At 55.7% G+C, this 18,454-nt stretch carries 14 protein-coding genes and 1 pseudogene; 5 read left to right on the top strand and 10 right to left on the bottom strand.

Translation table 11 applies throughout. The features are described from left to right. Positions 1 to 13: 13 nt before the first annotated feature. From ACZ1GM_RS08210 to ACZ1GM_RS08180, 7 genes and pseudogenes are all read right to left on the bottom strand, one after another. Complete coding sequence (locus ACZ1GM_RS08210) at positions 14 to 802, bottom strand: enoyl-ACP reductase FabI (protein WP_472676032.1); 789 nt, start codon at positions 800 to 802, stop codon at positions 14 to 16. A 32-nt stretch (positions 803 to 834) separates the two neighbouring features. Continuing rightward, on the bottom strand, positions 835 to 2,064 hold the full coding sequence (locus tag ACZ1GM_RS08205; protein ID WP_472676031.1) for a beta-ketoacyl synthase N-terminal-like domain-containing protein: 1,230 nt from the start codon (positions 2,062 to 2,064) through the stop codon (positions 835 to 837). A gap of 45 nt (positions 2,065 to 2,109) precedes the next feature. Beyond that, on the bottom strand, positions 2,110 to 2,619 hold the full coding sequence (gene fabA / locus ACZ1GM_RS08200) for a bifunctional 3-hydroxydecanoyl-ACP dehydratase/trans-2-decenoyl-ACP isomerase (protein WP_472676030.1): 510 nt from the start codon (positions 2,617 to 2,619) through the stop codon (positions 2,110 to 2,112). Between the two features lie 78 nt (positions 2,620 to 2,697). Next, complete coding sequence (locus ACZ1GM_RS08195; RefSeq protein ID WP_472676029.1) at positions 2,698 to 3,429, bottom strand: class I SAM-dependent methyltransferase; 732 nt, start codon at positions 3,427 to 3,429, stop codon at positions 2,698 to 2,700. Further along, positions 3,429 to 4,556, bottom strand: a complete 1,128-nt coding sequence (gene prfB / locus ACZ1GM_RS08190) for a peptide chain release factor 2 (protein ID WP_472676028.1) — start codon at positions 4,554 to 4,556, stop codon at positions 3,429 to 3,431. The genes ACZ1GM_RS08195 and prfB overlap by 1 nt, the downstream gene beginning before the upstream one ends. Before the next feature lie 107 nt (positions 4,557 to 4,663). Then, positions 4,664 to 7,169: pseudogene (locus ACZ1GM_RS08185) on the bottom strand (penicillin-binding protein 1A). An 89-nt stretch (positions 7,170 to 7,258) separates the two neighbouring features. Beyond that, positions 7,259 to 8,146: an N-acetylmuramoyl-L-alanine amidase family protein gene (locus tag ACZ1GM_RS08180; protein ID WP_472676027.1), complete on the bottom strand. Its 888-nt coding sequence runs from the start codon at positions 8,144 to 8,146 to the stop codon at positions 7,259 to 7,261. Between the two features lie 439 nt (positions 8,147 to 8,585). Between ACZ1GM_RS08180 and ACZ1GM_RS08175 the strand changes: the two genes are divergently transcribed. Next, positions 8,586 to 11,258: an Rne/Rng family ribonuclease gene (locus ACZ1GM_RS08175; protein WP_472676026.1), complete on the top strand. Its 2,673-nt coding sequence runs from the start codon at positions 8,586 to 8,588 to the stop codon at positions 11,256 to 11,258. Between the two features lie 80 nt (positions 11,259 to 11,338). Here ACZ1GM_RS08175 and ACZ1GM_RS08170 read toward each other — a convergent pair whose 3' ends face one another. Beyond that, positions 11,339 to 11,974 (bottom strand): class I SAM-dependent methyltransferase, encoded by a 636-nt coding sequence (locus tag ACZ1GM_RS08170; RefSeq protein WP_472676025.1) that lies wholly within the window; start codon positions 11,972 to 11,974, stop codon positions 11,339 to 11,341. A 156-nt stretch (positions 11,975 to 12,130) separates the two neighbouring features. Here ACZ1GM_RS08170 and ACZ1GM_RS08165 point away from each other — a divergent pair, with 156 nt between their 5' ends. Then, positions 12,131 to 13,144, top strand: coding sequence for a D-alanine--D-alanine ligase family protein (locus ACZ1GM_RS08165; RefSeq protein WP_472676024.1), 1,014 nt, complete (start codon positions 12,131 to 12,133; stop codon positions 13,142 to 13,144). Here the strand turns inward: ACZ1GM_RS08165 and ACZ1GM_RS08160 are convergent. Then, the gene (locus ACZ1GM_RS08160) at positions 13,141 to 13,884 is read right to left on the bottom strand and encodes an SDR family NAD(P)-dependent oxidoreductase (protein ID WP_472678524.1); all 744 of its coding nucleotides are present in this window, start codon (positions 13,882 to 13,884) and stop codon (positions 13,141 to 13,143) included. The genes ACZ1GM_RS08165 and ACZ1GM_RS08160 overlap by 4 nt on opposite strands. A gap of 278 nt (positions 13,885 to 14,162) precedes the next feature. Here ACZ1GM_RS08160 and ACZ1GM_RS08155 point away from each other — a divergent pair, with 278 nt between their 5' ends. Genes ACZ1GM_RS08155 through zapE form a run of 3 tightly spaced genes read left to right on the top strand, consistent with a single transcriptional unit; the run spans position 14,163 to position 16,537 of the window. Then, positions 14,163 to 14,945 (top strand): succinate dehydrogenase iron-sulfur subunit, encoded by a 783-nt coding sequence (locus ACZ1GM_RS08155; protein ID WP_472676023.1) that lies wholly within the window; start codon positions 14,163 to 14,165, stop codon positions 14,943 to 14,945. A gap of 12 nt (positions 14,946 to 14,957) precedes the next feature. Then, positions 14,958 to 15,422 (top strand): PaaI family thioesterase, encoded by a 465-nt coding sequence (locus tag ACZ1GM_RS08150; protein WP_472676022.1) that lies wholly within the window; start codon positions 14,958 to 14,960, stop codon positions 15,420 to 15,422. Further along, positions 15,422 to 16,537, top strand: coding sequence for a cell division protein ZapE (gene zapE, locus ACZ1GM_RS08145; protein WP_472676021.1), 1,116 nt, complete (start codon positions 15,422 to 15,424; stop codon positions 16,535 to 16,537). The genes ACZ1GM_RS08150 and zapE overlap by 1 nt, the downstream gene beginning before the upstream one ends. 12 nt (positions 16,538 to 16,549) lie before the next feature. On the opposite strand, the gene ACZ1GM_RS08140 is transcribed toward zapE, so the two are convergent. Next, a complete protein-coding gene (locus ACZ1GM_RS08140) occupies positions 16,550 to 18,448 on the bottom strand; it encodes an XrtA/PEP-CTERM system amidotransferase (RefSeq protein ID WP_472676020.1) in 1,899 nt (632 codons plus the stop codon). Positions 18,449 to 18,454: the final 6 nt, after the last annotated feature.

The following is an 18,454-nucleotide window of genomic DNA, read 5'->3' as shown; positions in this document are numbered from 1 at the left end:
TCAAAGGCCAAAATCAAAGGTTGTCGTGTTGTGGCATACCAAGAACGTGAAAGCCGCCATCGACGCGAATAATCTCGCCGGTAGTGCAAGCGCCAGCATCAGAACACAGATATACCGCCGTACCACCGACCGCTTCCAGCGAGGCATTAGCGCGAAGCGGTGCGTTGGTTTCAGTATGTTTCCAGGTTTTGCGAGCACCACCGATGGCTGAGCCTGCCAGCGTTTTCATCGGACCAGGACTTATCGCGTTGACACGGATGCCCTCTGGCCCAAGGTCATTCGCCAGATAACGCACCGCCGCCTCCAGCGCCGCTTTGGCCACACCCATCACATTGTAATTCGGTGTCACCCGGTTTGAGCCCATATAACTGAGCGTAATCAACGTTCCGCCATTTTCGACCATCAATGGGTGCGCGCGGCGCGCAACTTCGATGAAGCTGTACGCAGAGATATCCATCGAGTTTTTGAAGTTCGCACGTGACGTGTCGAGTATGCGCCCCGTCAGCTCCGACTTGTCGGAAAAAGCAATGGCGTGAATTACGAAGTCGATCGTGCCCCATTTTTCTTGAAGTGCGCCGAAAGCGGCATCGAGTGAGGCGTCATCTGTCACATCCACATCGAGCATGAAATCTGACCCAACACTTGCCGCGAGTGGTTCCAAACGCTTGCCGAACGCTTCCCCTTGATAGGTGAAGGCCAGCTCTGCCCCCGCCTCTGCACAGGCCTTGGCAATTCCCCAGGCAATTGAGCGCTCATTAGCTACTCCCATCACCAGGCCGCGTTTTCCTGCAAGCACGCTCATATCCACTTCACCTCATATCTTGGCGGTCAGGCTCACCCATGAAACTTTGACAGGCACATCGATCCATTTGTGCCGCCAAAGCCGAAACTGTTGGTCATCACTGTATCAAGCCCAGCGTCTTCCACGATCTCGGTGGCAATCTCTTCTGGCTTTAAAGCCGGATCAAGAGTTTCCACGTTGATCGATGGAATGATGAAATCGTTCTCGAGCGCGAGTAGGCAGTAGACTGCTTCCTGCGCTCCTGTGGCCCCTTGGCTGTGACCAGTCATCGACTTGGTCGAACTGACTGGAGGTGTCGAACCTTCACCGAAAACTCGGCGCACTGCCTCAATCTCACCCACATCGCCGACGGGTGTCGAGGTGCCATGCGCATTGATATAGCTAACTCTGCGGTCTTCACCCAACGCCTTGAGCGCTCCGCGCATAGCGCGCTCTCCGCCCTCGCCTGAGGGCGCCACCATGTCAGCACCATCCGACGTTGCGCAAAAACCAGTTACCTCTGCATAAATCTTCGCACCACGAGCCTGAGCATGCTCAAGGCTTTCCAGCACCACCATCGCGCCTCCACCACCAATGACAAAGCCATCGCGGTCTGCATCAAAAGCGCGTGAGGCTCGCTCTGGTGTGTCGTTATACTTGCTCGACATCGCGCCCATGGCGTCGAACAGACAGGACAACGTCCAATCCAGCTCCTCACCGCCTCCGCCAAACATCACATCCTGCAGCCCCAACGCGATCTGCTGTGCGGCCATGCCAATACAGTGAAGTGAGGTGGAGCAAGCCGACGTTATCGAGAAGTTCATACCCTTGATCTGATATGCCGTGGCGAGGTTCGCGCTCACCGTCGAAGACATGGTCTTGGGCACTGCAAACGGTCCGATCCGCTTGGTGGCGCCAGTTTTCAACACGGTCTGATGCGCCGCCAGCATGGCCGAGGTTGATGGCCCGCCAGACCCGGCAATCACCCCAGTCATTGGGTTGATGACATCTTTTTCTTCCAGACCAGCATCGCTAATGGCCTGACCCATAGCGATATGGGCGTATGCCGCTCCGGGCCCCATAAACCGCAGGGTGCGCTTGTCGACATGGTCAGTCAGATCAAGGTCCACCGCACCGGCTATCTGCGAACGAAAACCGTGTTCTGCCATGTCCTCGTTAAAAGTGATGCCAGATTTGCCAGCTTTCAGCGCGGTTAGCACCTCACCAGTGTTGTGACCGATTGAGGATACAATCCCCAGCCCTGTGATGACGACGCGACGCATGTTCCCCTTTTCCCACTCTAAGAATCCCTCAGACCTGCGGCCTGACTAGGCCTCTGAAAGAGCGACTTTCATATCTTTTACCTGGTAGATGACCTCACCGTCGGCCTCAACACGGCCGTTAGCCACGCCCATGGTCAAACGCCGTGTTTGCACCGCCTTTGTGAAGTCAACGTAATAGCTCAACATCTTGCGATCGGGGCGTACCATGCCCGTAAGCTTTACCTCGCCAACACCCAGAGCGTATCCGCGCCCCTTCCAACCCCGCCATCCCAAGTTGAAGCCGGTAAGCTGCCACAGGCCATCAAGGCCAAGGCAGCCGGGCATGATCGGGTTGCCGGGAAAATGGCAGTCGAAGAACCAAAGGTCTGGCTTGATATCAAATTCCGCCACCACGTGCCCCTTGCCATCAGGTCCGCCATCGCCGGAGATGTCGGTTATCCGATCCATCATCAGCATCGGCGGTTCAGGCAGCTGTGCGTTGCCTGGACCGAACAATTCGCCCCGCGCGCATTTCAGCAAATCTTCACGATCAAAGCTGGTTGGGAAATCTGTCATCCCAGGCAGTACTCCTAAGCAAAATGCGGGTCATTTGATGCCGCGCCTAGCACCCCACCCCTGCAAGGAAAAGGGCGCTCAGCCGCCATCCCCACCGTTGACGACAGATTCGCGGCAGGTCTTGATGTCGCTTGGCTCTGGTCGCGTGTCCGCTCGTGTAAATTGCGCATAATAACCAGCCAGTTCAGGCGCATTCTTAAACTTGTCGAGCTCAAAACCGACCTGCTCAAATTCGCAAGAGAGTAATAGCGGATCAATGCCATGCTGGTCCGTGGGGCGGTCAATATCGACGACGATTACCTGCCCACCTTCGCGCAAAGCGGGCCACAAGCGCCATAAAAAAGCATATGGCTCTTGCACTTCATGATACATGTGAACGAGAAATATTCGGTCGAAGCTGTTTTCTGGCAGGCGCGGATCATCCCCTGCACCAAGCTTGATGGAGACATTGTCGAACCGCTCTCGTACAACGCGATCCCCTAGACGGCTGAGCGCATCTTCATCAATATCCTGTGCCAGAACGCGACCGTCTTCACCGACGCGTTCGGCAAGCCGAACCGTGTAATAGCCATTACCGGCACCGATATCGGCGACATTCATACCGGGATTAATTTCGGCGAGATCCATGACAGCTTGCGCTTCGCCGCGATTGTCACGCTCAGCTTCGGTTGAAAACTGGTTCGACCCTAATTGAGAAACAGGTCGGTCGGGCAACGGAAATTCGACAGCGGTCGCGGGGCGGTCAGGCGAGCGCTCTTTGCATCCCGCTACGCACAATCCCATCACAGTCAGGATCAGCAAGCCTCGCATTATTCGACATCTTCCACATCTACTTTTTCGCCAGTGACCTGCTGCGCCAGCGCGGCCGAGATGTAGGGTTCCAGCGCGCCATCCAGCACATCATCAGGAGACGAAGATGTAACGCCAGTCCGCAGATCCTTGACCATCTGATAGGGCTGCAAGACGTAAGAGCGGATCTGGTGTCCCCACCCTATTTCGCTCTTTTCCTGATACTCGCCCGAAGCAGCTGCCTCACGTTCCGCCATCTCGCGTTCGAACAGTCTCGCTTTGAGCATGTTCATCGCTGTCGCGCGGTTTTTATGCTGGCTGCGATCATTCTGGCTCGCCACAACGATGCCGGTCGGTTGGTGCGTAATTCGAACCGCGCTGTCAGTTGTGTTGACGTGTTGACCACCAGCGCCGCTGGCGCGGTACGTATCGATCTTGAGATCGGATGGGTCGATTTCGATGTCGATATCATCATCGATCACGGGATAAACCCAGACCGAACTGAACGATGTGTGGCGACGAGCGGAACTGTCATACGGGCTGATCCGGACAAGGCGATGTACGCCGCTCTCGGTCTTGGCATAACCGAACGCATTCTCGCCTTTGATCAGCAACGTCGCGCTTTTGATGCCGGCCTGATCACCGGCTTGATATTCCACCGTTTCGACTTTGAAGCCGCGCCGTTCAGCCCAACGGCCATACATGCGGAACAGCATCTCGGCCCAATCCTGACTTTCCGTACCGCCAGCACCAGCGTGGATCTCTAGGTATGTGTCATTGCTATCTGCCTCGCCTGAAAGCAGCGCCTGCACCTTGTCGGCATCAGCGCGGTCGGCCAGCTTCTCCAGACTTGCCAGTCCATCGGTAACGATATCCTCATCACCCTCCGCATCGCCCATTTCGATGAACTCGATCGCGTCAGACATCTCAGATGAAATCTCGTTGACCGTATTTACCGCGTTCTCGAGCTGCTTCTGCTCACGGCTGATTGCCTGCGCCTCTTTTGGGTCGTCCCACAAAGTCGGGTCCTGCACACGCGCATTTAACTCATCCAGGCGACGTAGTGCTTTCTCCCAATCCAGCGATTGCCGAACCAGAGAGAGCGCTGCCTCGATACGATCAATATGAGCCTGCCCTTCGGCACGCATAAAGCACATCCTTATTCTTAACATCCGCGCCTGAACGCAGGCGTCTACGCCAGCGATGGCACTAATGAGCCAACTGCGAAAGTAAAGCGGCGGGCACCGCTCGCCTGCTAATAAATGCCGCCCTGATCCTCGACAAAGTCAGACGGTTCGTCATTACGGCCAGACGCCAGGCCACCATCTTCCTGCAGGGCGCGACCAGCACGGATCTGTTCCAGAATCTGTTTACGCATCGCCTCGATCTTGTCCTGCCGGGTTGCGCGTGGAGGCACCGTATTCGGCTTGAAGGCCTCCCAAATGACAGCGGCCCTTGGATCATTGCCTGGTGTCACGCCGAATACGCGCTTGCCGGTCTGACGGTCCACTTTCACCATCTGAACACCAGACGGTGCGATGGGCGGTACGTCGGACCAGTACGGGCGCGATTCCCGGATGAGGCTCTTGATGATCGGCGCGGCAATCGTACCACCTTGGGCATAACCGCCCATGTTACGCGGCTGATCAAACCCGACATATGCGCCCGCCACAAGTTCCTGCGTGCCGCCCACAAACCAAACGTCTTTCGGGCCGGTAGTGGTTCCGGTTTTGCCAAACAGCGGCAGGCCGAGATCACGCAAGACTGTGGCAGTGCCGCGATCAACAACCCCGCGCAGCATATGCATGATTTGAAACGCAGTACGCGCATCCATCGCCTGATCACCTTTCAGGCCAAAGCGCGGCATTGGGCTGCCATCCCATTCTTCCATGTTGCAGCCGTTGCATAGGCGGTCATCGGCTTTCCAGATCACCTTGCCCCGGCGATCCTGGACGTAATCAATGACCGTCGGGGTGTTCAACTTACCGTGATTTGCCAAGGCCGCATATGCCGCCACCAGCTTCATGACGGTGGTTTCTTCAGAACCCAGAGCCGTGGCCGCAAAAGGATCTGCCTCACCGATCCCGAGCCGCTCAATCGTATCGACGACATTTTCCATGCCCGCCTGAACACCGATCTGGACCGTCATGATGTTCTGCGACTGCTCAAGCCCATAGCGCATTGGGAACTCGCCCGCGCGGCCACCACGGATGCACTTCTCACCGAGACGGCGCCCCTGAAAATAGCAGAAGCTGGAATTGTCAATTTGCGTCGATGGTGTCATGCCATTGTCGAGACCGGTGGCATAAACAAATGGTTTGATGGTGGAGCCCGGCTGCCGTTCAGCCTGCGTTGCCCGGTTGAACGATCCCAGACGGCTATCAAAACCGCCTTGCATTGCCAGAATTCGACCGCTTTGCGCATTCTGGACGACCAATCCGCCCTCCGCTGCAGGTAATGTTGCGACGCGGTAACCCCCACCGCTAGGCGCAACGGCAATCACATCGCCCGCCTCGAGCGCGTTTGGCGCACCGATGAGCGGGGCTTCGTCACCATTCGAAAAACCAATGGTGGCCTGAGAGCCAGAGCGTGCAGTCACAACGCCAACACGCCAATCCTTGTAATTGATGCCAAGGTTTGAGCTGGCCAGCTGGCTTGCCCACGGGCCGTCATCAAAATTGATAGTTGCAATGGATCCGCTCCACCCCCTCCGTCCGTGATATCGGAGAAGTCCCTCGCGCAGCGCATCACGTGCCGCGTCTTGCAAACCCATATCCAGCGAGGTGCGTACCCACAGACCGCCAGCATAGACACTGTTGGCGCTGTCTTCTGCATTTTCGCCGAACTGATCGATTAGCTGACGCCGTACTTCCTCTAGGAAATAACCTGCATCGGCGGAGCGGCTAGTGCGCTGCGTGACTCAGGCCAAGTGGCTCGGCCTTTGCAGAGGACGCCGCGTCTGCAGTGATGAAGCCATTATCCTCCATCTGGTCCAGAACGAAGTTACGACGCGTGAGGGCAAGCTCGCGGTTTTGTGAGCGGCCATAGCGTTCAGGCGCCTTGGGAAGAATCGCCAAAAACGCCATCTGATGGAGGTCGAGATCACTGACATCACGATCGAAATAGGCACGCGCGGCCGCCTGAACGCCAAAACTGCGGCGGCCCAACGGTATTTCATTGAGATAGAGTTCGAGAATCTCTTCCTTGTCCAGCACACTCTCAATCCTGCGAGCCAGGATCATTTCTTTGAGCTTGCGCGTAACAGAGTACTCATCGCCCAAGAGAAGGTTCTTTGCGACTTGCTGTGTAATGGTCGAGCCACCAACCGCGCGTTCGCCAGACCCAAGCTTCGTTACGTAGTCAAAAACTGCATTGGCCGTTCCCGTAATGTCGACACCGCCGTGGCTGAAGAACGTCTTATCCTCTGCGGCGAGATAAGCGTTGATCAATGGTTGTGGAAAATCGCGATATTGCAGCTGTACCCGCCGCTCCCGCGCATAGGAGTGGACGATCTCACCATCATTGCCGCGAACAACCGTGGGCAGAGGCGTTTCGTAATCAACCAACCCAGATGCATCGGGAAGGCCGCGCGCTAGCGCAGCCCATGCCAATGCGAAGACCGCCAGCACGATAACCAAGCCGATCACAAGCAGCCGGAAACGAGGGCGATTGTCCATCCGCTCGCGAAACCAGGCAAGAACGCCTGAGGCATCACGCCTGATCCGATAGCGAAATCGATCAATGGTGGATTGTTCGGTCATTCAATACTCTGCATTTGTCGACAGTGTTCGATAGCATGGTGCCTTTGACAAAAGCCACACTGAATTATCCGGCTATGAGCATCTCAAATTCAGCTGCCCTGCGCTTCTTCCCGATCTCTTGGATTGCGCACAAAATAAATCTGGATCGCTCTTGCAAGCGCGCGTGCAAAACGATCCTGTCCCTCAGACGTGGTCAGATTGCGTGCTTCAGCGGCGTTGGTGATAAATCCGCTCTCATAAAGCACTGATGGCACATCAGGAGCACGCAGAACTCTCAGCGCGGCGGATCGCTGAGCCTGCGGGTGAAATCTGACATTTTGTGCCCCCTCCCGCTCGATCAGCCGTGCGAACTCGCGCGATTGCTCCTGCGTGCGACGCTGGGCAAGATCAACAAGGATTGAATTTACAGCATCATCTTGATCCTCCACCCGCAGACCATTGATCTGACGCGTACTATTCTCTCTTGCGGCGAAGCGCGCTGCTGCCTCGCTCGAAGCGTCATTCGATAAGGTGTAAATACTCGCCCCCGCTATCTCGGTCGCTTCTCCTGCCGAATCAGCGTGGATCGATAGAAACAAATCAGCGTTTAGCCGCCGTGCAATGCCAAAACGCTCTTCGTGAACTAGGTAACGATCATCATCACGCGTCAACGCAACCCTTGCGATACGTTGCTCAACCAATTCATCCCGCAACACCTTAGCAAGATTGAGGACGAGCGCTTTTTCTTGAAGCCCCTGCCCCGTGGCGCCCGGATCACGTCCGCCATGCCCTGGATCAATCACTATAAGAGGCAGCTCTCTTGCGTTTGCGCCGACAACTTCAGGCAATGCGACTTGCCCTGCCTCCGGAAGCTCAATCCGCGAAAGATACCCTTCATTCACAAAAGGTAGCGGTATCTTCACCCCGGCAACTGCCAGAACAGCGAGGATCAAGAGCGCCAGCATTACCGGCGCAATCGGCGAAAAGCGCAATAACATTGCGGCAACCGTTAAAAGGAATAGGGTGTATCGCGCAATAAGGTTGCTGAATGATACCCACGGTGCTAGCGCTCAAAACACTGAAGAAGTTGCCACGCGGGCTCTTGTTAAGATGTCTCGTGCTACAAGTTTTTCTTTGAATACCGAGGTTACCGGCGAACAACCGACGTAACCGATGAGAGGTTGATGCAGATTATGAGCCGTACCTCACCCACGATGGCAGTGCAGACAAATGTCTGTGCCTGCGGCGTTGCGGGTCCGGTCGCGTCAAGAGGACGCACGCTCTATCTTGCAGACACGAAATTCCGGCATGACAGCAATCTGGCTGTATCCCGGCAAGCAACTTGGCGCCGCAACACCACAATCGGCGCTCCCCAAACAATAATGCGTGATCATGTGCGGCATACAATGCCCGCAGTTCGCGCCTGGAGAATTATACATGGCAATGCGCATGCTAATCGATGCGCGCCACTCGGAAGAAACGCGGGTGGCGGTCGTAAAGAACAACCGGATTGAGGAATTTGATTTCGAATCTGCTGAACACAAGCAGATCAAAGGCAACATATATTTAGCGAAAGTGACTCGAGTCGAACCGAGTTTGCAGGCGGCGTTTGTCGACTTCGGTGGCAATCGCCACGGCTTTCTGGCCTTTAGCGAAATCCATCCTGACTATTATCAGATCCCCAAGGAAGATCGCGAAGCTCTGCTGGCGGAGGAAGCCGAAGCCGCGGAAGAAGAGGCTCGCCTTCGCGCCGAAGAGGAAGAGCGCGGCGAACTGCCCGGTGACGAATACGACGCAGATGATGAAAGCTCCGGAGCTCTAGCGGAAGAAATCGCCGAAGACGGTCTGGAAGAAATCGACACGTCGGAGAAAGACGATGTGGCAACGATCGAGGAAGGTCATCTCGACAGAGATGATGACGAGAACGGAGACGATGACAGCGACGAGGATGCTGACGAAGAAGCCTCCGAAGATGAGAAGCCGAAGAAGCGTCGTGGCCGCGGTCGCCGCAAACAAGGAAAAGGCCGCTCACGTGCCAAAGAGGTCGATGAGGTCCGTGCAAAACGCATGGCCTTGCGCCGTCGCTACAAAATCCAGGACGTTATCCAGCGTCGGCAGGTTCTGCTAGTTCAGGTCGTTAAGGAAGAGCGTGGCAATAAGGGCGCCGCTCTCACCACATATCTCAGCCTTGCCGGTCGCTACACGGTTCTCATGCCGAACAGCAGCCATGGCGGTGGTATCAGTCGCAAGATCAATTCCGTTTCTGATCGTAAGCGCCTAAAGCAGGTTGTCTCCGATCTTAAGCTGCCCAAGACTATGGGACTTATCGTTCGCACAGCCGGACTGTCGCGCACAAAGACAGAGATTAAGCGTGACTTCGACTATTTGGCACGCTTGTGGGACGAGATCCGAGAAAAGACTCTCACGTCCAGCGCACCCTCTCTGGTTCACTCGGATTCCGACCTGATCAAAAGGGCAATCCGCGACATTTATAATCGCGAGATTGAAGAAGTCATCGTTGAGGGCGAGGAAGGTTATAAATCAGCCAAAGCCTTCATGAAGCTGCTGATGCCGAGCCATGCTCGCCGGGTGAAAGCGTATTCCGATCCGGTTCCTCTATTCCAGCGTTATGGCGCGGAAGATCAGTTGCGGGCCATGTATGATCCGATGGTTCAGCTGAAATCAGGCGGGTATCTGGTCATCAATCCGACCGAAGCGCTTGTCTCGATCGACATCAACTCGGGCCGCTCAACCAAAGGCCATGGTATCGAGCAAACCGCGCTCAATACCAACCTTGAGGCAGCCCGCGAAATTGCACGCCAATTGCGTCTGCGTGATATGGCAGGCCTCGTCGTGATCGACTTCATTGATATGGAGCGGCACGGCAACGTCCGTAAGGTTGAGCGTGCGATGAAAGATGCGCTCAAATCGGATCGTGCACGCATTCAGGTTGGCCGGATATCAAGCTTCGGCTTGATGGAAATGAGCCGCCAGCGCCTGCGCACCGGCGTACTCGAGGCGACGACGCGCGAATGCCCGCATTGCGATGGGACTGGCCTCGTGCGGACTGCCTCAAGCGCTGGCCTTTCTGCTCTTCGCCTTATCGAAGACGAAGCGGCCAAGGGCAAAGGCTCGGTCATTACGCTTGCCGCCAGCACCGAAGCTGCCGTATATATGCTCAACAGCAAACGTGCGGATCTTCAGGAAATCGAGGACCGTTATTCGGTCACCGTTGAGGTCATTCCAGAGGGTGAAGACGAGGGTGCGAAAATGCGGGTCGCAAGCTCTGGCCCTCGCCCGGCGAACGCACCGAAATTTGATCCCATTGTCGATGACGACGAAGATGACGAACTCGAAATCGACGAGGAAGACGAACTCGACGAGGACGGTGAGCCGCGCAAAAAACGTCGTCGTCGTCGCAGAGGCGGCCGTGGGCGTCGCAAGAAACAGGATGAAAACGGCGCAGAAGGTAGCTCTGACGAGGATGAGAATGCCTCTGACGAGCGCGATGACGCCGCTGATGATGACGGTGAGGAAAAACCCAAGAAGCGTCGCCGTAGAGGCGGACGTGGCCGTCGTGGCGGGAAGGGTCGCAACAATGCTGCAAATGAACAGGATGAAGCCACCGAGGCTCTAGACGACATATCGGAGCAGGTCGTCGAAGATATGCCGGTTGTCGCCGGTCCGGATGACGCGCCCCAGACCGCCGAAGCGATGGCAGCAGAGAACGCGAAAGAAAAGCCGAAGAAGGCCAAGACAACGCGTCGCCGCAAGAAGGCTGACGATGCTGAGGTGGCGGCAACTGGCGACCAAGCTGACGATGAAGGTAAGGCGAAGCCTAAGCCAAAGAAACCGGCCAAGAAGCCAGCTAGAGCGAAAAAGGCAAAGACCGAAGCGAGTGAAGCGGATGCCGAGGAAGCTGCGCCTGCGGAAAAGCCGAAGCGCACGCGCAAGGCACCCGCGAAAAAGGCTGCTGCGAAGGCTGACACTGATAGCGCTCAGACAAGCGAGAAAGAGCCGGCATCTGCCAAAGCCAGCGTTGCGCCGGAGGATAAGAAAGCAGACGGCAAACCGCGTCGCGGATGGTGGCAACGCACATTTGGCGAATGACGCCAATAAGACTTAGGTATTGGAAAGGGTCAGCAGGTAGAAGCTTCGCTGGCCCTTTTTGTTTTGCCTCAGCGCCTTAATTAAAAGCCAGCCTTGCGGGCAATGCCCCACTCCATCCAGCCAAACGGGCGCGGTGTTTTTGCAAGATAATCCTGCCCAAGCGGCTCGACATCGAAGCCTGCACCCCGAAGCGCGCTGCTGATGGGACGAGTCAAATGGCAGCCGCCAGCGAGCGGTTTCCACACCGGTTCGATCCGGTCCTGCCATTTGGCGATGCTCGCATCTGGCGCCCGGCCATGCTCCAAAAATAGCAATTGCCCGCCCGGTTTAAGAATACGCCGCATCTCGCGCATGACTTGATCGGGGTTCTGTACGGTACACAAAGTGTATGTGCACACCACGGTATCGAACATACTGTCGGAGAAAGGGATGTCCTCACCCACGCCTTGTTTGATGTTTACGTCCCAGCCCCGCTCTTTGGCTAGAGCTCTGGCACCTTCTAATAGGTTGTCATGGGGATCTATGCCCGCAAACTCGGCGACCGCATCGGCGTTATAGAAAGCCTGGTTTAATCCACCTCCGCAGCCAAGTTCGAACACTTTACCGCGCGCAAGAGGTACGACATCCGCGCGTCGTTTGGATATTCCACCCTGACTGCAGGCAAAGGTAACAAGGCGCGGCATGCAGTGCGCATCATACCAGGATTTGAGCCCCATACCCTCTCCCAAGTGGCTCGGTTGTGGTTGGAGGCTAACGCTGCTTATGCAAATCGCAAGTTAATTCGGACACGTCCCTTAGTTGTACCCTCTGGCTAGGCGCGTTAAATTTGCCTAGGGCCACTGACTGTCGCTTCGATCGCCTAAGGACGCTTAATGTCAGCACACCTATCACCACTGCGCATTCCAGAAGAAGCCAAGGAGCGTATTCGCATCCTGTTTATGGCTAAGCACGCGCTATGGGGTGGCGGCATGCATCCAGAGGATGGCAATCACGCGATCTACCATCACGAGGTCCGTACCACCCTCGAAAGCCTCGGTCTCAATCTCAGCTTCGCCAACAGCTATGATGTGCTGTTCTCCGGCCCGGATACCGACTTTGTTTTCCCACTGCTCAACCGTGGCGGGTTCGTGAATTCGGAGATGGTCATCCCGGTGCTATGTAATATGCACCGCATACCATATCTGGGCGCGATGCCATTCTTGCGCGGACTGGGTGATGATAAATCCGTTTCAAAGCTCGTGTGTTCGCATGCTGGCGTGCCGACTGCGCCGTGGTTCTGCTATCGCCGTGGAGCGCCTGTAGAAGAGGCAAATCTTCCGCCGTCGGCCAACAGCCGTTGGGTCATAAAACCAAACGCGTCCTCGGCGAGCTGGGGGATCAGTGATGCCCATGATTTCGCCGGCGTGGCTAACGCCGTCGCAGACATTCACGGCCAGGGTCATGATGCAATCGTGGAGCCGTATCTCGACGGTTATGATGTCCAATGCGCATTTATCACAATGAACGGCGAGCCAACCGCCCTCCCCATGCTTTGGTATGAGCGTGAGGATACGCAGCGCCTGTGGACCTATTACGAAAAACGCGATCTGGTGCAGAATACCGAGAAGGCGGCGCTGAAACGCTTCGACGATCCCGACATTGCACCGAAGATAGAGGCGATGGCCAAGAGGGTTGCACGCGAGTTTTTGCCGTTCGACTACGGTCGCATCGAGTTCCGCCTCGACCTGAACACCGGCGACATCAATTTCATCGAAATCAACCTCAACTGCAACTTATGGTCTGAGAAGGTCGTTGCGAAATCGGCGGCGGAGGCTGGACTGAGTCATGCCGATTTGCTGGAAACGCTCCTGGCCGAGGCGTTTCGAAGGAATGCCCTGATCTCTTAAGCGGGAATTTCCTCGCCTCTCCAGTCAAACACTTTTCCCGTGTCGCTCGGAGTGAGAGCATCCAGAACGCCCAACAGATTGGCGGCGGCATCGGCGGGAGCAGTCAGTTGCCCATCCGGTAGGTTTGACTGAAAAGGCTCTGACAAGGATGTATTGACCGTGCCGGGATGCAGGCCCACGACAATGCTTTGTTTATGCGTGCGCCCCAGCTCAATCGCGAAATTCTTTAGCAGCATGTTGAGGGCGGCTTTGCTTGCCCTGTAGCTATGCCAGCCTCCAAGCGCATTATCAGAAATCGACCCTACACGGGCCGACAAAGCGGCGAAAATGGCCCTCTTATCGCGCGGCATAAGTGCAAGAAAATGCTTGGCGATCAGAGCTGGCCCGATCGTGTTCAACTTCAAGACTTCCTCCATGGCTGCAGCGTCGAGCTTGCGAAAGGAACGCTCAGGCCCAAGCCCATTAAGAAGTGTGAGCACGCCGGTCGCGACAATGACCATTTCCGGAGGTGTCGGCTTCAGCTTCTCAGCTATTGTGGCGATTGAGTTTTCATCTGTGAGATCGAAGGCAAAGGGAATAAGCGTGTCAGAGGTGCTATTTGGCGCAGTTCTAGCCCCTGCGTGAACAACGTAATCCTGCGCCAACAGAGCTTCGGTCAGCGCCGCTCCAATACCGCCCGATGCGCCGAACACGACGGCTACCTTGGGCGCTTGGCTTTGTTGCTGTCCTACATCGTCCATGCCCGATACAAAGCCGCAATGGTTCACAAGTTCCACAAAGCCACAAAAGAGATCAACGCGATGGCAGGCAGCAGCATCTGCGCGCTACATGTACTTTTCGATCCAGTACCGTGTTCCATGTGTTCCATCCGGTAGGAATTCAGCAAGCGAAAGCCTATTGTGTGGCTGCAGGTGAGAGGCGCTCAACAATCGTCTCAATCCTCGCAACAAAGCCAGCTTGCCTCAAGCGACTGAGCCGCTAGATAGGTGATGAAAGATATCAGGATAATTGACGACATATGGCTACCTTCACTCTTCCTAAGAATTCCAAGATCCGCAGTAAGGGTCAGGTGCACAAGGCCGAGGGTGCGAGCCGGGTCAAGAAATTCAAGATTTACCGTTATGATCCCGATACGGGTGAGAATCCGCGCTATGATCGCTTTGAGATCGATCTCGATGATTGCGGGCCCATGGTTCTGGATGCGTTGTTCAAGATCAAAAACGAGATTGATCCGACGCTGACATTCCGTCGTTCGTGCCGCGAGGGTATTTGCGGGTCATGCTCAATGAATTTGAATGGCAAAAACGGTCTTGCGTGCACCACCGCAATTGACGACCTCAAGGGCGAAATTCAGATTACGCCTCTGCCACATATGGACGTGATCAAGGATTTGGTGCCTGACTTTACGCATTTCTACGCTCAATACGCGTCAATCCGCCCTTGGCTGCAAACCGTAACACCGACGCCAAGCGGCAAAGAGCGTCTACAGACCCCTGAGCAGCGCGAGCAGCTTGATGGCCTGTATGAATGCATTTTGTGCGCATGCTGTTCCACATCCTGTCCATCATATTGGTGGAATCAGGACAAATTCCTGGGTCCAGCCATCCTGCTTCAGGCGTATCGTTGGTTGGCGGATAGCCGGGATGAGATGACTGGTGAACGCCTTGACGATCTGGAAGATCCGTTCCGTCTGTATCGCTGCCACACCATCATGAACTGCGCGAATGTATGTCCAAAGGGACTTTCGCCAGCAAAAGCGATCGCCGAAACCAAGAAGATGATGGCTGAACGTCACATCTGATCTGCCTCTCCCATGGCGCTGACCGACGACGTATTTGATCACCTGCCCGATCCGGATAATCCGGGTTGGAACCATTGGAATTTGAAAGACGACACGTTGTTCAATGGCGCGGTGATGGGCAAGCTCATCACACGCCGCGAAGGTGACCATTGTCGGTTGCGGATGTTTCCAGAACGGCGGCACGAGAACCTGCAAGGCATCATCCACGGTGCCGTTACACAGTCACTGATTGATATCGCTCTGTTCACGACGATGCACACCGTGGGTTCGGGGAACGCAGGCCCGTCAGTTACTCTTGAAATCTCGACTCAGTTTATCGGTGGCGGTGATCCAGCTCTGCCGCTCGACGCAGTGGCCGAAGTCATGCGGGAAACAGGCAAGCTCGCATTCTTGCGCGGCGTGGTAGAGCAGGAGGATCATCAGGTCGCCGCGTTCTCTGGGATCGTATGCAAGTTCACCCCGCGCAAAGAAGACTGATGAGCGGCGTTCTCGCCCGTTATGAGCAATTGGTCGCATCTGGAGAATTGCGGCCTGATCCAGATCAACGCCGAGCGGCAGAGCGGCTCAATGATCTTCAGAAAGAACTTGAGGCTGAGACATCTGGCGGATTGCTGGCCCAACTCTTCGGCCCCAAAAAGACAAGGCCGCAGGGCGTCTATATGTGGGGCGGCGTCGGGCGCGGCAAATCGATGCTGATGGACCTGTTTGTCGATACGCTAAACATCGCTGAAAAGCGGCGGGTCCATTTTCATCAGTTTATGATCGAAGTTGACCAGATGATGAAAGCATGGCGCGACACTGGCAAAGGAAACCCAATCCAGCGGGTCGCACGGGATATTGCGCAAGATATAAAGTGCCTTGCTTTTGATGAGATGGTAGTCACAAACACGGCCGACGCAGCGATAATGAGCCGGCTTTTCACGGCGCTCATCATCGATGAGCACGTTACTGTGGTCACAACCAGCAATCGCCCTCCCCCAGATCTTTACAAGGATGGATTGAACAGATCGCTGTTTCTGCCCTTTATAGATTTGGTACTTGAGGAACTTGACGTAGTGCCGCTCGATGGACCGGTTGATTATCGGCTTGATCGGCTCGGTGACATCGACACTTGGCACACGCCACTCGGCGACGAATCTACCGAGCAAGTGCGTGAGGTTTTCTTTCGCCTTACTGACTTCAAGCCGGAAGATGCGGAGCATGTTCCAAGCGGAGAGCTAGGGCTCTCAGGTGGACGGACGCTTCATGTTCCCAAATGCCTAAAGGGAGTTGCCGTTTTCAGTTTTAAGCGGTTGTGTGGAGAGAACCGGGGTGCTGCGGATTACCTCGCCATCGCACAGACCTTTCACACGGTGATCGTGGTCGGGATCCCCCAAATGAGCCCGGAACTGCGCAACGAAGCGATCCGGTTCATCAAGCTGATCGACGCACTGTATGAGATGCGCGTGAAACTGTTTGTGACTGCTGCGGCAGAGCCTGAGAACCTCTACACCAAAGGAGATGGCAGCTTCGAATTTGATCGAACCGTTAGCCGGCTAAAGGAAATGCAGAGTGCAGACTATATGGCACAGGGTCACGGAGTGGCTGGTTAGTGGTCCCGACCCTCAAGTCGATGTCTGCAAGTTCGCGATTGATCGTTCGAGCATCAGCAATTGCCACAGCGTCCTGCCATAATCTGCTCGCCCGGATATATGCCGCTCACTCAGCTGCAGAAGCGCATCCTGATCAAACCATCGATTATCGAGCAGCAGCTCGCTATTTGCGATCGAACGCGCTTCGGATTGGAGTGGACCGCGAAACCATGCGCTGAGCGGTACGACAAACCCCTGTTTGGGACGATAGAGAATATCCTGCGGTAAATACCGCTCCATTGTGTTCTTCATCAGCCATTTGCCCTGTTTGCCGCGCACACGCATCGTATCTGGCAGTTGAGCAGCAAATTCGACCAAGCGATGATCCAGTAATGGTTCGCGAGCCTCCAGGCTCACCGCCATACTCGTCCGATCAATCTTGGTGAGAATATCGCCAGGTAGCCAGAATTTAAGATCGGCATATTGCGCAGCGTCCAAACCGCTTCGTGCAGGCGCGTTCTCCATCAGCTCCACAAATGGCTGCTCCGCCCGATAATCCTGAAGCTCACTTTTGAGGTGCGGGCCGTAAAGCACATTGCGTTGCTCGGGCGATGTGATTGACAAGGCCCGCGCATACCCCTGCGCACCATTGTCAGCGAGTGAGAGAAATGTCGTTTTCGCGCGCAGGAAACGGGGCGCCCAATCCGCCTTGGGCCATACACGGCCAAGACCACCGAAAACCGGCTGTCGCAGTGCAGATGGCAGTAACCGGCGCACCTGTTCCTCACGCCGATGAAAGACCTGCCTGCGATAGCCCGCGAATGCTTCGTCCGCGCCGTCGCCGGACAGCGCGACCGTGACATGCTGTCGCGCCAAGGCGCACACTCTTAACGTTGGCAACGCCGACGCATCGGCAAACGGTTCATCGAAAATCCGCGCAAGCGTATCAAGTTCTGCGATCTCGTTGGCTTGTACCGATTGTTCGAAGTGTTCTGTATTGAACAGCTTGGCAATCTGACGGGCATATGAGGTTTCATCAACGTCATCGACATCAAAGCCGATGGAGCAGGTCTTCACCGCAGCCCTACTTTCTTCCGCCATCAGCGCGACAACGCTGGAACTGTCGACCCCGCCCGACAAGAATGCGCCTAGAGGAACATCTGCGGTCATTCTGCTCGTGACGCCTTCACGCAGATGGTGAAGCAGTTGCGCTGACATATCCTGACGAGAACCCTTGGCGCGCGCTTCAAACGAAATGTCCCACCATTGCTTAGGTGGCGCGACATCACGACCGTGGTCCAGCAGTTGAAAATGCCCTGCAGGCAGCTTCCTTACGCCTTTCAGGAAAGCCCGATGATCCGGAATATAGCCCCAGGTCATATAATCTTCGATCGCCAGCGGATCGATCGAGCGCCTGAACAACGGGTGCTTGAGTAAAGCCTTAAGTTCGGAGGCGAAAGCCATGCTGCCATCGCTAAGCATTGCCGTATAGAGGGGTTTAACGCCAAACCTGTCCCGAGCGAGGAAGAGTTGGCGGCTCGTCAAATCATATATGGCAAATGCAAACATGCCGTTGAGGCGCGCCAGACAATCGGGGCCCCATCGTTGCCATGCGGCCAGGATCGTTTCAGTGTCGCCTTCTGTTCGGAAGACTGCCCCATCTGCCTCCAGCTCTCTGCGCAATTCCCGATAGTTATAGATCTCGCCGTTGAAGACGATAACTGCCTGCCGGTCGGTCGAAAGCATCGGCTGTAGAGAGCCGGCCACATCAATCACCGATAGCCTGCGATGGCCAAGGCCAATGCCCGGCGCTGTCCAAACGCCTGAACCATCCGGCCCACGATGCGCAAGTGCGTCAGACATTGCCGCAACGCGCTTTGGGTCAACCGGCTTGGGTGTGCCGCAATGAAAGATGCCAGCAATTCCGCACATAGGTGT

This window comes from Qipengyuania sp. JB2-7 (genome assembly GCF_055693485.1).
Note: the sequence above shows the minus strand (reverse complement) of the source record. Positions and strands in the feature narration are given on the sequence as shown.